Raw genomic sequence first — 13,524 nt, 5'->3', positions numbered from 1 at the left:
AAGCGCACTGGCAGTGCTGGCCGGTGGTTTGCGGCTTTGCGGCAAATAAACAACGCGCCAAATGGTAGCACAGTTCCGCAGGATTTGCTTGCGGACATATTGTTATCAAGTCCCTGAATGCAGGGCGTTCCTGCCGTTAGACTTGAAGCCGGCGAACATTGTTTTTGCGGGTGGCCGTCATGGTTAATGCCTTATTAAAAGGCTTGCGAGTATGTTCGTCCCGACGGACCATTTCCTTAATCGATTTGCGCGGGAGCTTTTTTTGAGATCAAGCGGGGACCTTCTCGAACTGGCATGCCGCCGGATCGCAGATCTGGGTACCCCGGCCTATGTCAAGAACAGCGAACTCAGATATGTCGCGGTCAACCAGGCCTACGCGGATTTCTTCGGGAAGGACATTTCCGACTTCATCGGCTGCCGCAGCCTCGAGCTGTTTGATCGTCCGGAGGAAGAGGACCGCGAAGACAAGGAGCGCCGGGCGCTCGTGTTCGGCACCGAGGAAAGCGCCGTCTGCTTCGACGCGACGGGGATTGGTCACGATCGGGTGCGGATCGAGAGCTTCATGCCGTCGGAAGGGCGGATCTATGTACTCGGCCTCTTTGAGACGCAGCATAGAGGCGCAGCGCGCGTAGCGGGCAGCCCGCAGACGCGCATTGGCGACGAAGCCTCAGAGGTCGGGCTGTTGCGCGCGATCATGGAGGCGCTGCCGGTCGCGGCCTTCGTTCGCGACGAGGAGCACCGGCTCGTCTATGCAAACCAGTGCTACGAGATCTTCACGGGTCAATCGCGCGCCGACGTTCTCGGAAAAACCGAGCAGGAAATATTCGGCGATCATGCGGGAGATGTCATTCGCCGCGGTAATGTCGCCGTCCTGGAAAGCGGCGAAGCGACTGAGGTCGAGAGCCTGCTACCCGGTGCCGGCGGCAAGCTCTATCCCGTGCTTGCCCGTATCAATCGCGTCGAAGGGAGCGAAGGCAAGCGCTATGTCGTCGGTTCCTTCTCCGACGTCTCGCTGCTGAAGGGGCGCGAGCAGGAGCTGATTGCGGCACAGGCCCAGTCGGAGGTTCTGCACCGCGACATCGCCAGTATCCTGAACTCCCTGCCGGTCGGCGTTCTCATTCTCGAGGATGATCTGACGATCCTTTATGGCAACGCGGCATTCTACGACATCTCGGATCTGCCGCAGGGCAGCTTCGACAATCGTTCTTTCCGGGAACTCGTCGAGTATAATCACGCGCTTGGCCGCTACGGGCAGGGAGTGACTGCCGAGGAGATGTTCGAACGGCGCGTCACACAGTTCCGTGCGGAAGAGCAATCGCCGGCTGCCGAGATCAATTGGAGCAGCACATCTCTCATCGTCGATAGCCGACGGATATCGAGAGGGCGCATTCTTCTCACCTACGCCGATATTTCGGCTATCCGCCTGCACGAAAAGGAAATCCACGCGGCTCGCGAAGCCCTGGAGAGCCTTGGGGAACTGATGCAGGATGCGACGCAGGCGATGTCGCAGGGACTGTTGATCATCCAGGACGGCAAGATCCTGCTGGGCAACGATGCGCTCGCCGGGATGCTCGATATTCCGGACGACTATCTCGATGCCGGACGGGACTGGAGCGAGCTCTTCACATTCTGCGCTGCGCGCGGCGATTTCGCGGATGATCCGGCCGTTCTGGTCGATGGGCTACGCAAGAGCCTTGTCGAGGGGCAGCCGGTCTCGGTGATGTTTCGCGTGTCCGATGGCCGCTGGGTTCAGATGGAGGTCGCCGTCAGCGAGCGACGGCACTGGGTCGCGCTCTTTACCGACATAACGGCCACCAAGAGCCGCGAAGAGGAGCTGCAGCTGCTGTTGGCGCGAGCCGAGGCGGCCGACAGGGTGAAATCCGAATTCCTCGCGAACATGAGCCATGAAATCCGTACACCCATGAATGGCGTGCTCGGCATGGCGGAACTGTTGGCCAAGACCAATCTCGATACCCGCCAGAAGACCTTCGTCGACATCATCGTGAAATCCGGCAATGCGCTGATGACCATCATCAACGACATCCTCGATTTCTCCAAGATCGACTCCGGGCAGATGACACTTCGAAGGATGACCTTCGATGCAGTCGAGGCGATCGAGGACGTGGTGACGCTGCTATCGTCGCTTGCCGCGGAAAAGGGGATCGAACTTCTGGTGAGGGCGGCACCGGACCTGCCGGCCGCCATCATCGGCGATGCCGGTCGCTTTCGCCAGATCGTTACCAATCTTGTCGGCAACGCCGTCAAGTTTACCGAGCGTGGCCATGTGCTTGTCGATATTAGCCACACCGTCGGCGCTGCGGACGAGATCATGGCAAGGATCCGCATCGAGGATACCGGCATCGGCATGCCGCAGGACCGTCTCGATTCCATTTTCGGGAAGTTTTCGCAGATCGATTCCTCTTCGACGCGGCGTCATGAAGGAACGGGCCTGGGGCTTGCCATCACGGCTGGTCTCGTCGATCTGTTCGGCGGCTATATCGATGTCGAAAGCAAGCTGGGGCAAGGATCGGTTTTCACGGTCAGCCTGCCGTTTACCGTTGCCGCAGCCAGGATCGATCCGAAGCCGCTGCCGATCAACGTCAAGGGCGCGCACATTCTCGTCGTGGACGACAATGCGGTGAACCGCCAGATATTGACCGAGCAACTGGCTCTCTGGGGCTTTGACAGCGCCGCTGCCGAAAATGGCATTGAGGCGCTGGAGATCCTTGAGGGAGCCCATGAATTCGGCGTCGGGATCGACGCTATCGTTCTCGACTACCAAATTCCCGGTATGAACGGCGCGGATATCGCGCGAAAGCTGCGCACTGACGATCGGTTCAACGAGCTACCGATCATCTTCCTGACTTCGATGGATATCTCGGGTACGGAAAAGGAGTTTGCGGCACTCAACGGTCAAGCCCATCTGATGAAGCCGGCGCGGGCAAATGTGCTTCGCAATACGATCGTCGAGGTGGTGCGGGTCAACAGGATCCGCCTTGCGACCGCCGACGGCAGCATCCGGCAGATTTTGGAGGCGCCGGCGCTGCCGGAGCCAGACGCTTCGCTGCAGGCGGAACCGGAGCCCGCGGCATCGTTTATTGATGTGCTGGTCGCCGAGGATAACGACGTCAACCAGATCGTGTTCACGCAGATCCTGCAGGCCACGGGCCTCAAGTTTCTTGTCGTCAACAATGGCCAGGAGGCAGTCGAGGCCTGGGAGAAATACACGCCGCGCATCATCATGATGGACGTCTCGATGCCCGTCATGAACGGTCACGACGCGACGCGCCGTATCCGGTCGATGGAACGAGGGCAGGGACACCGCGTCCCGATCGTCGGTGTCACGGCGCATGCGCTGGAAAGCGACCGGGAGCTTTGCCTCGACGCCGGCATGGACGACTACATGTCGAAGCCGATCAGCCCCGAGCTTCTCGAGGAAAAGATCAGCCTGTGGCTCGGCAATGGTGCGCAGCAGGTCGGCGGTGCGGCAAGCTAGGCGCTGGCCTGCAAAAAAGAAATCGTGACACTGCGATCCGTTTCCCGTCCACGCTTCGTCTTTTGTATGTCCACATGAGAGGAGACATTCAAATGGCAGACAATTCCGTTGTTCTCGTCAACACGCTGAAGGTTGATCCGACCCGCCAGAAAGAGCTGATATCGATGCTGGAGCACAACATTGAAACGGTTATCCGCAGCCTCGACGGCTGGAGGGGCAGCCGGCTGATTGCTTCCAAAGACGGCACCGGCGTTGTCATCTATTCCGAATGGGAGACGCCGGCTGCCGTGCAAGCCATGCGGAGCGATGCTCGCATGGTCGCCTATTTCCCCAAGATCCGGGAACTGGCGAACTTCGAGTCGACGGTTGGCGAACTCGTGTTCGAACGGGGCTGCTGAGGGGAGCCGTGAAAGGGACCGGTGTAACCTTCGGACTGGCGAATGGGGATTGTCCTGTGAGGTTTGATGCATGACTGATCAGGAGTTCGAAGACAGCCTTCAAGCGCTGAGGCCGCGCCTGCACCGCTATTGCGCACGGATTACCGGTTCTGTCCTGGACGGCGAGGATGCCGTTCAGGATACGCTCGTCAAGGCCCTGCGGGCGCACAGGGAGGGGACGGAGGTCGACAACCTCGAAGTATGGCTGCTGCGCATCGCCCACAACACCTGTATCGATCACCTCCGCCGTGGAAGGCGTCAGGTGGTCGTTCCGCTGACCGACGATATCGAAGATCGTCCCATGCCTGAGGCTGACGTACTCGCCGTTGGTTTTCGCACCTTTCTGCAGCTGCCTGAACTCCAGCGCTGCGCGGTCATCCTGAAGGATGTGCTTGGCCACTCGGTGGAGGAGGTTGCCGAGATTGCGGATTGCACACCGGCGGCGGCCAAATCGGCGCTCCAGCGAGGACGGAAGATGCTGAAGTATCTTGCGGAAATGCCGGGAGACGTTCGGCTGCCGCTGTTGTCCGAGGCCGACCTTAGGAAAATGAGGGCCTATGTGCAGCTGTTTCAGCGGGGAGATTTTGATGCCATTCGTGCGCTATTGGCGGACGACGTGAAGCTCGATCTGGTGAACCGGCTCAAACTGGAGGGGCGCGAGAAGATCGGCGTCTACTTCACGCGGTATGCCGCCGAGTCCAAATGGCGTTTCTCAAATGGCGTTGTCGATGGGCACCCGGTCATGCTGGTGTTCGACAGCACCGAGCCTTCGCATCCCTCGCATTTTGTCGTCATCGATTGGCGGGGTGGCGAGATCGCCGCGATCCGCGACTTCCTCTTCGCACCCTATGCCACCGAGACGACCCATTGGGGCCAAACCGCTTGAAGTGAGGCGGCAGGCTCTAGGACTTCACGCCACACAGCATCTCGCGCTTGCCGGCGAATCCGCTGCGACGCGAGACGGCAAAGCCTGCCGCAATCAGGTTGCGCCTGACGAAGCCTGCCGCGGCATAGGTGGCGAAGCTGCCGCCGAGCCTTGTCTTGGCGCAGACCAGCTGCATCAACTCCTGCGACCACATGTCGGCGTTGCGCGACGGCGCGAACCCATCCAGGTACCACGCGTCGAATTCAGGGGCGGCGGCTGCCACGCCATCAATTGCTTGACCGCACACCACGCTGAGCGTGGTCTGGTCATCCAGTTCCAGCCGAACGGTGCCTTCCGGCGTTGTCGGCCAGGCCGCGACCAGAGCGCGGCGCTCGATATCGATCTCGCTCCAGTGCGACAATGCGCGATCGATCTCGTCGCCCTGCATGGGGTAGAGTTCGAACGACATGAAATGCAGGTGCTGGCCACCAACACGGTGCTGCTTCCACTGCCGCCAGGTCTCTGCGAAATTCAGGCCGGTGCCGAATCCCAGCTCGCCGATCAGGAACGAGGCGTGGTTCTGCCAGCGCTCGGGCAAGCCATTGCCTGCCAGGAAGACATGGCCGCATTCGAGCCGGCCGTCGGTCTGGCAATAAAAATGGTCGCCAAAGGCCGGCGAATAGGGCATATCGCCGTCGCGCCATTCAAGCGGCTGGTTTGTTTTGCCAATCTGATCGGGATCCGTATCTGCCATGCCAACAGCCGATAGTCCGGCCTTGCCTTCGGGTCAATCGTCTGCAGCGCTGCTAATCGTCGGCGGCGGGATAATGGGCCTTTGGGCCGCCGTTCATGCCGAGCGTCTTGGCATCGAGACGATCCTGATCGACGCCGGGCAACTCGGCCATGGCGCGAGCGGCGGATTGCTGGGCGCGCTGATGCCGCACATGCCGGACAAATGGAACGCCAAGAAGCAATTCCAGTTCGATGCGCTGGTGTCGCTGGAGACGGAAATCGCGGCAATCGAGAGTGCGACCGGTCGTTCCGCAGGTTACCGGCGCTCCGGGCGTCTCATACCTCTGCCGAAGCCGCACCTGCGCAATATCGCTCTCGGCCATAGCGCCGATGCCGAGCGTCAGTGGCACGCCGGCGCCCGCCGTTTTCACTGGCATGTCCTTGATGCCCCGCCCGTTGGCGGTTGGCTGGAAGCGGGAGACGTCGAAGGTGGTTTCGTGCATGACACGCTTGCCGGCCGAGTGGCGCCGCGCGCGCTGGTGGCCGCGCTGGCCGCATTCCTGCGTGACGCGAAGTATGTGCGGGTCATCGAGAACAACGCCCTGGCGGATATCGACCTCACGCGTAATGTCGCGGTCACGGAAGCCGGAGATATTGCCTTCAGTCATTGTATCGTCGCCGGCGGCCACAGCTCTTTTCCTTTGCTCGGCCGATTCACCGATCGATTGACGCAACCCTTGGGGCAAGCCGTCAAGGGGCAGGCGGCCTTGCTGAAAGCCGATGTCGATCCGTCGCTGCCGACGATTTTCCGCGACGGGCTCTATGTTGTTGCCCACGAGGGTGGCCATGTCGCCATCGGCAGCACGAGCGAGAACCGTTTCAGCGATCCCTACGCCACGGACGCTCAACTGGATGCTCTGCTGGCCAGCGCGCGGGAGCTCGTTCCGATTCTGGCGGACGCACCGGTGGTCGAGCGTTGGGCGGGCTTGCGCCCCAAGGCAATCGATCGCGATCCGATGGTGGGGCCGCATCCCGACCATGAACGGCTGCTCGCCCTGACCGGCGGCTTCAAGGTGAGCTTCGGCCTTGCCCACCGTCTGGCAGAATCTGTTGTCAGTGGGGTTGCGGGGCGCAAGCCGTCGTTCGAGCTGCCCGAAAGCTTCCATTTCGCCAGCCATATTCAGGTCGCTTCACGCTAAACGTGAATTAGCGTTTGCTGCCTTTCGTTATTCTGTCATGCAAATCACCTATCTGCATGCGCAATGGCAGCGCTGTGGAGCGGCGCGCCAGTTTCCGACGGAGGAACCGCATGCGCTACGCCATTTGTTTCACACCCGCTGCAAGCGATCCCTTGTCGCATGCCGCCGCAAACTGGCTTGGGCGAAACGTGTTCTCGGGCGACATGGTCGAGCCCACGGCAATTCGCGGCCTCAGCATCCACGAAATTGCGTTCCATACCGCGGTGCCCAGGCGCTACGGATTTCACGGTATCCTGAAGGCGCCGTTCCGGCTTGCGCCGGATGTTTCAGAAGCTCAACTTTTGCGCGATCTGATGCGGTTTTGCGGCACGCTGACGCCGTTTCACATCCGCCAGCTCGAAGTCGCGCGCACGGCCGCCTTCTACAGCCTTGTTCCGTCGCTGCCTTGCGAGCACATCCACTATCTCGCCTCGGCGATCGTGCAGCAGTTCGACCATTTTCGTGCGCCGCTCAGCGATGCCGATATCGAGCGCTGCGATCCCGATGGTCTCTCGGCCGCGCAATTTGCCAACCTGCATCGCTGGGGATGTCCGCATGTCATGGACGAGTTCAGGTTTCACATGCCGCTGACCGGGCCGGTCAGCCAGCAGGACATGCCGCGCATCGAGCAGGCTTTGCGTGGGGTCTTCGATCAGGTGCTCGTCGAGCCGGTGAAGGTCTCGAATGTCGCACTGCTGTTCGAGGAGGGCAATGGTGGGCCGTTCCGGGTGCATTCGCTGCATCCGATGGGGAAGGTCAGCGCGCGCCGGGAGCGCATCGCGGTCCCCGCCTAAGGGGTTGTGCCGTAAAGGCAAAACTCTGTTGCGTACTTTCCGTCTCGACATTCGCTGCCCGGATGCTACCGTTCGCCCGACTTTCAGAAGGTGATTTCATGGTATCCGAGACTTATCCGCGCAATCTCGTCGGCTACGGACGCAATACGCCCGATCCGAAGTGGCCGGGCGACGCCCGTGTCGCCGTTCAGTTCGTCATCAACTACGAGGAGGGTGGCGAAAGCTCGATCCTCGATGGTGATCCGGCCTCCGAAAACCTGCTGTCGGAAATCGTCGGTGCTGCCGCGTGGCCAAACCAGCGCAACCTGAACATGGAATCGATCTACGAGTACGGCTCGCGCGCAGGCTTCTGGCGGTTGTGGCGCATGTTCACGGATCTGAAGGTTTCGGCGACCGTCTACGGCGTAACGCTGGCGATGGCGCGCAATCCGGAAGCCGTCGCGGCGATGAAGGAAGCGGGCTGGGAAATCGCCAGCCATGGCTACCGCTGGTTGGAATACAAGGATTTCGCCGAAGATCTCGAGCGCAAGCACATTCAGGAAGCCGTGCGCCTGCACACCGAGCTGACGGGTGAGCGTCCCTACGGCATGTACCAGGGCAAGCCGTCGGACAACACGTTGCGGCTGGTGCAGGAAGAGGGCGGTTTCCTTTATTCGTCGGACTCTTATGCCGACGATCTGCCCTACTGGGTGAAGGGCGTGGATGACAAGCCCTTCCTGATCATCCCCTACACGCTCGAAACCAACGACATGCGGTTTGCAACGCCGCAGGGGTTCAACGCGGGCGATCAGTTCTTCACCTACCTGAAGGACGCTTTCGACACGCTCTATGAGGAAGGCAAGGAAGGCAGTCCGAAGATGATGTCTGTCGGCCTGCACTGCAGACTGGTCGGGCGTCCCGGGCGTGCAGCGGCTCTCAAGCGCTTCATGGAATATGTGCTGAAGCACGACAAGGTATGGATCCCGCGGCGGATCGAGATCGCTGAGCACTGGCGTCAGCACCATAAGCCGGAGACGATCTGATGATCTCCCGGGATGAATTCGTATCCCGCTTCGGCGGCGTGTTCGAGCATTCACCGTTCATTGCCGGGCGAGCCTATGACGATGGTTTCGTAGGCGACGAACTCACGGTCGATCGGGTGCACACGGCGCTCGTCGCGATCTTTCGCGCCGCGAGCCCGGAAGAGCGGCTGGGAGTGCTGCGCGCGCACCCTGATCTGGCAGGGCGTTTGGCGATCGCTGGCGAACTCACCGAAGATAGCAAGCAAGAGCAGGCCGGCGCGGGTCTCGACCGGCTGAGCGCCGACGAACATGCGCGCTTCACGACGCTCAACACGGCCTATGTCGAGAAATTCGGCTTTCCCTTTATCATCGCTGTGAAGGGGCTGAACAAGGACGACATTCTGGCCGCGTTCGAAACGCGGATCGACAACAGCCGCGACGAGGAGTTCGCGACGGCGACAGCGCAGGTGGAGCGGATCGCGCTGCTGCGGCTGACGGCGCTGCTGCCCGAGCGCTGAGGCCGGTTTGCTCTTTCATGTCCGTGGCTTATAGTTGCGGGCGAGAGGTCTGACGCGATGAAACCATCGGAAGCGCTGGAAAAGAACAGGCAGGCTATCCGCGAAGCGACGACGCGCTTCAACGCGACGAACCCGCGTGTCTTCGGCTCGGTGGCGCGCGGCGAGGACCGCGCGGATAGCGATCTGGATATTCTGGTCGATACGCTTCCCGGTACCACCCTGTTCGATCTCGGCGGGCTGTTGGAGGAGTTGAAGGATATTTTGGGGGTGAAGGTGGATCTTGTAACGCCGGGAGGCTTGCCTCCGAAGATTCGGGACCGGGTGCTAGCCGAAGCGGCAAGAATATGAGCGCAGGCAGATTGGTCGACTACATTGATCGGATGCAGGCCGCCGCAGAACAGGCGCGGATGCTGACGGATGATATGGAGCTGCATGACTTTCTATCAGACGTGCGGACCCAGCTTGCGGTTACTATGTCGCTTGTACTGCTCGGCGAAGCCGCCGCGCGGATCGCTGCCGATGACCCAGACTTTCTGCGTGATCACGCCGAGATACCGTGGAGCAAGATCCGGGGTATGCGCAACCTGATGGTACACGACTACTACCGAGCCGATCTGACGGCTATCTGGAGTACCGTGAGGAGCGACCTTGAGACATTGATCTCCCAACTCGATTCCTTACGCCACTGGCGTATTCAAGGCGAATAACCGTGACTGAATTCCTCGACATCCAGCCCCTTACCAAATCGGCCTTCGCGCCTTTCGGCGAGGTCATCGAAGCCGATCCGGCGACGATGCGGTTCATCAACAATGGCACGACCGAGCGCTTTCATGCGCTGGCGTCGGCGGAAGCAGCGGGCGAGGGCGCGCGTGTTATCATCAACCTTTTCCGTGGCCAGCCGCGGGCGTTTCCGTACGAGGTGGGCATGATGGAACGCCACCCCTTCGGCAGCCAGAGCTTCTCGCCGATTTCGGGCCGCCCCTTTCTCGTTGTCGTCTCGGAAGACGAAGGTGGTCGGCCGGGCCGTCCGCACGTGTTCCTGGCGCGCGGTGACCAGGGCGTCAATTATTTCAGGAATGTCTGGCACCATCCGCTGATGTCGCTGGGCGCCGTCAGCGATTTCCTCGTCGTCGATCGCGATGGGCCGGGCAACAATCTGGAAGAGTTCTTTTTCGATACCCCCTTCATCATCAGCGAGCCCGCCTTATGACCGGACTGACCACACATGTTCTCGATACCGCCTCCGGCAAACCGGCCGAAGGGCTGAAGATCGAGCTGTTTCATCTCGAAGGCGACGTTCGCCACCATATCAAGACGGTGACGACCAATTCCGACGGCCGCGTCGATGGCGGACCGATCCTCTCCGGCGAGAGCTTCAAGGCCGGCACCTACGAACTTTTGTTTCATGCCGGCGATTATCTGCGGGGAACAGGCGTGGCGTTGCCGCATCCCGCCTTTCTCGATCTCGTGCCGATCCGCTTCGGCATCGCCGACGAGAGCGGGCACTACCATGTACCTCTGCTGATCTCGCCCTATGGCTATTCCACCTATCGCGGGAGCTGATCGATGCGCTTCGCGGCGATCGCGGATGTCCATGGCAATCATCTTGCGCTCGAAGCGGTGCTTGCCGACGTCAGGGCGCAGGGCATCGACGAGATCGTCAATCTCGGCGATTGCCTGAGTGGGCCGCTCGAGGCGGGCAAGGTTGCTGACACGTTGATGGCGTTGGATGCGGTGACCGTGCGGGGCAACCATGACCGCTATCTGATTGAAAGCCCGGCGGATGCGATGCCGTCGTGGGAGCAGCACGCCTATTCGCAATTGGCGCCGCGTCATCTGAACTGGCTGCGCAGCCTGCCGTTCAGCGCAGTCTATCGCGACCTAGCCTATCTCTGCCACGCGACGCCCGTGGACGACCAGACCTATTGGCTGGAATCCGTCTCGCCCGAAGGGCATGTCTTCGTGAAGCCTCTCGAAGAGATCGAGGCATTGGCTGAGGGTATCCGGTTTCCGCTGATGCTGTGCGGCCACAGCCATGTCCCCCGGGTAATCCGCCTTTCCGATGGCCGTTTGATCGTCAATCCCGGCAGCGTCGGCTGCCCCGCCTACAGCGACGACCTGCCTTACGAGCATAAGGTCGAGGCGGGTCATCCACTGGCGTCCTACTGCGTCATCGAGAAGTCTGCTGACGGGTGGTTGCCGCAGTTCCGCACGGTCGCCTACGACCACATGGCGATGTCGCGGCTCGCAAAAGAAAACGCCCGCCCGGATTGGGCAGGCGCGCTTGCGACGGGCTGGGTGCGTTAGGCTGAGCAGACGGATCAGAAAAGGCACTGTTTCAAAATCAGCAATTGAAAACATTGAATAATTTCCAAATTATACCTGATAAGATGTCATTCCTGTCCTGTCAGATACGACACGAATTCCCAGAAAATCCCGGAATCAGGGCACAAAAAAGCCCCGACATGAGATGCCGGGGCACGGTTTGGACTAGAATTCTCGCTGGCTACGACTTGCGCGTTTCCGCTCTGTAACTCTCGATTTCAGAGCGTCGATAGATAGTTCCGTTCCTGCGCTGGCCGACCACCCACACTGGGTGAATGCCAGCATTTTCCAGCGCGACCTTCAGATTTCGATGAGGCATCCAGCCGGCAGAGGCTTCCGAGAGTGTTACATATTCACGACGAAACGCTGCATAGGCTTTGTGCTCGATCACGTAGTAAGGGACGCCGTTCAAGCTCTGAGTGACTTTCTTGAGCTCGAACAGACCCGAGTAGAAAAGCGGCTTGCCAACAGCATAGTCCAGCCCCAGTTCCCGCAGGAATTCGTGACACTTCACTCCGAGCGATGGCGGCGCGAAGGCGGCTTTCGTCTGCTTTACATCAATTAGCAGCCGATCGACACCAACACGCGAGGCGTCCTTGGAAAGGCATCTTGTCGATACCTTGCCCTGCAGGATCGCTCCAAAGATATCGACGATGGAGCAAACTGCCTTGTGGGCAGCCACCGCCAACTGGACCAGGTCCGGGGATTCGTCTCTCTCTTCGAGACCTCCAGTCAGCTTTTCCATAAGCTCGTCGACAGCCTTCCGCGAGAATTTCGGCTTCTGCTTCTTCACGAGTTTCGGCTTCTGCGTCAGCAAGCCCGCCTTAATTATCTTCTGCACTGTCGGAAGTGTCAGGCCCATCTTCCTGGTGATGGCTTCGATATCGATATCATCATGGTACTCAGCTACGGCTGCCTCGACGTGCGAGACTGGGAACACGACATAGTTATCCGTTTTTCGACGATCGGCCGGGACGAGTACACCATGCTGTTCGAGGATGCGGCGAAGTGTCCGGCTGTCGATACCTGTTTCACGCATTGCCGTGTGCGCAGTATGCCACCTGCGGGTGCCGCCGCCGCCGATGAACGGATCCTCGGGGCCGATCGGTACTTCCGACATCGCGCACTCGCGTACAAAGTCGATCAGTGGCCGCAAAGCAGCCACATCAACGTGTTCCGTGAGGAAACGCTGAAGCTCTCCGTACAGTGCGTATCCCTTCGAAAACTTGTTGCGGCTGATGAAGGCGTTGTTCACTTTGGAAAGGCAGCTCCGGAGCTTGTGGGCGTCAGCCAAAAGCTCGAACCCGCTCAGTCGAAGATCGCGCGATACTGAGACCCTGCCTCCAAATCTCAGGTCAGGATCGCTTGCCAGTCGTTCGATGCGTCCAGCGACAATGCAGAGCTTCTGCGCCATCGGGTATGAAAGCCCCTGTAGAAACTCCACGGATGAAGCCGATCCTGTCCTCAAACTCTCTGCGAAGAACAGGTCATACGGATGAAGCGACGTCTCCGAGCATGTCGCAATGGCAGACTCGACCTCCGTTTTGTTCTTGCGGAGGTACATAGCGAAGTCAAAACGGTCGCTGGCGGGGTATCGGAACGAGGACGTGAAGATCGGCGTGCGGTGTTCCACGCAGATCTCGTTGAATGCAAGAAGCCAATCCCAGCGCACGTGTGGTCGAGCCTCCCAGCGCCCGTACCCGCTACGGATCTCGCTCTCGATGCAACGCGGGCAGAAACGCGGGTTGCTCAGGTTCAGATGCCACCCGTTGAATTCACGATCACCGTAGCCAACGAGAGTACCTCGCACATGGAGATTTCGTGAGGCCAGCGTCTGTGTATCGATCCCACTGAGAGCGGAGAGGCCCTCAAGCGTTCTAGGATGCATGAGGTGGTGGTCCTGCCGGAAGTTCATGTGCCGGAGAAAGTCGCGGATGCTTGGGGCGGCATTAGCCGCCACAAGCCTGGAAACGAACATCTGCAGGGGCTCCGTGTCCGCCAGGACCGGCACGTGTGTGTTTCGGCGTGCAAATTTAACCCCCTTGGCGGGGTAATCGGCGTCCAATTTTGACCCCCCTCAGATTTCATCTGACCATCCGGCTTTTGGCGGCGGATGGA

The 13,524-nt window shown here is 60.1% G+C and carries 14 protein-coding genes; 12 read left to right on the top strand and 2 right to left on the bottom strand.

Features of this window, described 5'->3' with window-relative positions:
* Positions 1–262 precede the first annotated feature (262 nt).
* From QTL94_RS20250 to QTL94_RS20240, 3 genes are all read left to right on the top strand, one after another.
* Entirely contained in the window at positions 263–3,496 is a 3,234-nt protein-coding gene (locus tag QTL94_RS20250; protein WP_289803041.1) for a response regulator, read from the top strand.
* A 92-nt stretch (positions 3,497–3,588) separates the two neighbouring features.
* A complete protein-coding gene (locus QTL94_RS20245) occupies positions 3,589–3,894 on the top strand; it encodes a putative quinol monooxygenase (RefSeq protein WP_289803040.1) in 306 nt (101 codons plus the stop codon).
* 70 nt (positions 3,895–3,964) lie between these two features.
* Positions 3,965–4,819 (top strand): sigma-70 family RNA polymerase sigma factor, encoded by an 855-nt coding sequence (locus tag QTL94_RS20240; RefSeq protein WP_289803039.1) that lies wholly within the window; start codon positions 3,965–3,967, stop codon positions 4,817–4,819.
* A 16-nt stretch (positions 4,820–4,835) separates the two neighbouring features.
* Here QTL94_RS20240 and mnmC2 read toward each other — a convergent pair whose 3' ends face one another.
* Entirely contained in the window at positions 4,836–5,552 is a 717-nt protein-coding gene (gene mnmC2 / locus QTL94_RS20235) for a tRNA (5-methylaminomethyl-2-thiouridine)(34)-methyltransferase MnmC2 (RefSeq protein WP_289803038.1), read from the bottom strand.
* On the opposite strand from mnmC2, the gene QTL94_RS20230 reads away from it, so the two are divergent.
* The 9 genes from QTL94_RS20230 to QTL94_RS20190 all read left to right on the top strand — a co-directional run bounded on the left by QTL94_RS20230 (position 5,551) and on the right by QTL94_RS20190 (position 11,388).
* A complete protein-coding gene (locus QTL94_RS20230) occupies positions 5,551–6,729 on the top strand; it encodes an NAD(P)/FAD-dependent oxidoreductase (RefSeq protein ID WP_289803037.1) in 1,179 nt (392 codons plus the stop codon). The two genes, mnmC2 and QTL94_RS20230, sit on opposite strands and share 2 nt — an antisense overlap.
* A 110-nt stretch (positions 6,730–6,839) precedes the next feature.
* Positions 6,840–7,562 carry a DUF1045 domain-containing protein gene (locus QTL94_RS20225; protein ID WP_289803036.1) on the top strand — a complete coding sequence of 241 codons (723 nt, stop codon included), beginning with the start codon at positions 6,840–6,842 and terminating at the stop codon, positions 7,560–7,562.
* A gap of 98 nt (positions 7,563–7,660) precedes the next feature.
* On the top strand, positions 7,661–8,584 hold the full coding sequence (puuE, locus tag QTL94_RS20220) for an allantoinase PuuE (RefSeq protein WP_289803035.1): 924 nt from the start codon (positions 7,661–7,663) through the stop codon (positions 8,582–8,584).
* The gene (gene uraD / locus QTL94_RS20215) at positions 8,584–9,081 is read left to right on the top strand and encodes a 2-oxo-4-hydroxy-4-carboxy-5-ureidoimidazoline decarboxylase (protein ID WP_289803034.1); all 498 of its coding nucleotides are present in this window, start codon (positions 8,584–8,586) and stop codon (positions 9,079–9,081) included. The genes puuE and uraD overlap by 1 nt, the downstream gene beginning before the upstream one ends.
* Before the next feature lie 57 nt (positions 9,082–9,138).
* Positions 9,139–9,429, top strand: a complete 291-nt coding sequence (locus tag QTL94_RS20210; protein WP_065690852.1) for a nucleotidyltransferase family protein — start codon at positions 9,139–9,141, stop codon at positions 9,427–9,429.
* 11 nt (positions 9,430–9,440) lie between these two features.
* Entirely contained in the window at positions 9,441–9,788 is a 348-nt protein-coding gene (locus QTL94_RS20205) for a HepT-like ribonuclease domain-containing protein (RefSeq protein ID WP_289803033.1), read from the top strand.
* Between the two features lie 2 nt (positions 9,789–9,790).
* Positions 9,791–10,291: an ureidoglycolate lyase gene (locus tag QTL94_RS20200; RefSeq protein WP_289803032.1), complete on the top strand. Its 501-nt coding sequence runs from the start codon at positions 9,791–9,793 to the stop codon at positions 10,289–10,291.
* On the top strand, positions 10,288–10,644 hold the full coding sequence (gene uraH, locus QTL94_RS20195; protein ID WP_289803031.1) for a hydroxyisourate hydrolase: 357 nt from the start codon (positions 10,288–10,290) through the stop codon (positions 10,642–10,644). The genes QTL94_RS20200 and uraH overlap by 4 nt, the downstream gene beginning before the upstream one ends.
* Before the next feature lie 3 nt (positions 10,645–10,647).
* Positions 10,648–11,388 (top strand): metallophosphoesterase family protein, encoded by a 741-nt coding sequence (locus QTL94_RS20190; protein WP_289803030.1) that lies wholly within the window; start codon positions 10,648–10,650, stop codon positions 11,386–11,388.
* A gap of 199 nt (positions 11,389–11,587) precedes the next feature.
* Here QTL94_RS20190 and QTL94_RS20185 read toward each other — a convergent pair whose 3' ends face one another.
* Positions 11,588–13,471, bottom strand: a complete 1,884-nt coding sequence (locus QTL94_RS20185; protein ID WP_289803029.1) for a TniQ family protein — start codon at positions 13,469–13,471, stop codon at positions 11,588–11,590.
* Positions 13,472–13,524 lie beyond the last annotated feature (53 nt).

The sequence above is a fragment of the Rhizobium sp. S96 genome (assembly GCF_030382195.1).
Taxonomy (GTDB): Bacteria; Pseudomonadota; Alphaproteobacteria; order Rhizobiales; family Rhizobiaceae; genus Rhizobium.
This window is presented reverse-complemented; position numbering and strand designations above follow the sequence as displayed.

What these genes read in the sequence shown, in the direction of transcription:
- QTL94_RS20245 (WP_289803040.1), top strand. Translation starts at nt 3,589, where the DNA reads ATGGCAGACAATTCCGTTGTTCTCGTCAACACGCTGAAGGTTGATCCG.
- QTL94_RS20240 (WP_289803039.1), top strand. Translation starts at nt 3,965, where the DNA reads ATGACTGATCAGGAGTTCGAAGACAGCCTTCAAGCGCTGAGGCCGCGC.
- QTL94_RS20230 (WP_289803037.1), top strand. Translation starts at nt 5,551, where the DNA reads ATGCCAACAGCCGATAGTCCGGCCTTGCCTTCGGGTCAATCGTCTGCA.
- mnmC2 (WP_289803038.1), bottom strand. Translation starts at nt 5,552, where the DNA reads ATGGCAGATACGGATCCCGATCAGATTGGCAAAACAAACCAGCCGCTT.
- QTL94_RS20225 (WP_289803036.1), top strand. Translation starts at nt 6,840, where the DNA reads ATGCGCTACGCCATTTGTTTCACACCCGCTGCAAGCGATCCCTTGTCG.
- puuE (WP_289803035.1), top strand. Translation starts at nt 7,661, where the DNA reads ATGGTATCCGAGACTTATCCGCGCAATCTCGTCGGCTACGGACGCAAT.
- uraD (WP_289803034.1), top strand. Translation starts at nt 8,584, where the DNA reads ATGATCTCCCGGGATGAATTCGTATCCCGCTTCGGCGGCGTGTTCGAG.
- QTL94_RS20210 (WP_065690852.1), top strand. Translation starts at nt 9,139, where the DNA reads ATGAAACCATCGGAAGCGCTGGAAAAGAACAGGCAGGCTATCCGCGAA.
- uraH (WP_289803031.1), top strand. Translation starts at nt 10,288, where the DNA reads ATGACCGGACTGACCACACATGTTCTCGATACCGCCTCCGGCAAACCG.
- QTL94_RS20190 (WP_289803030.1), top strand. Translation starts at nt 10,648, where the DNA reads ATGCGCTTCGCGGCGATCGCGGATGTCCATGGCAATCATCTTGCGCTC.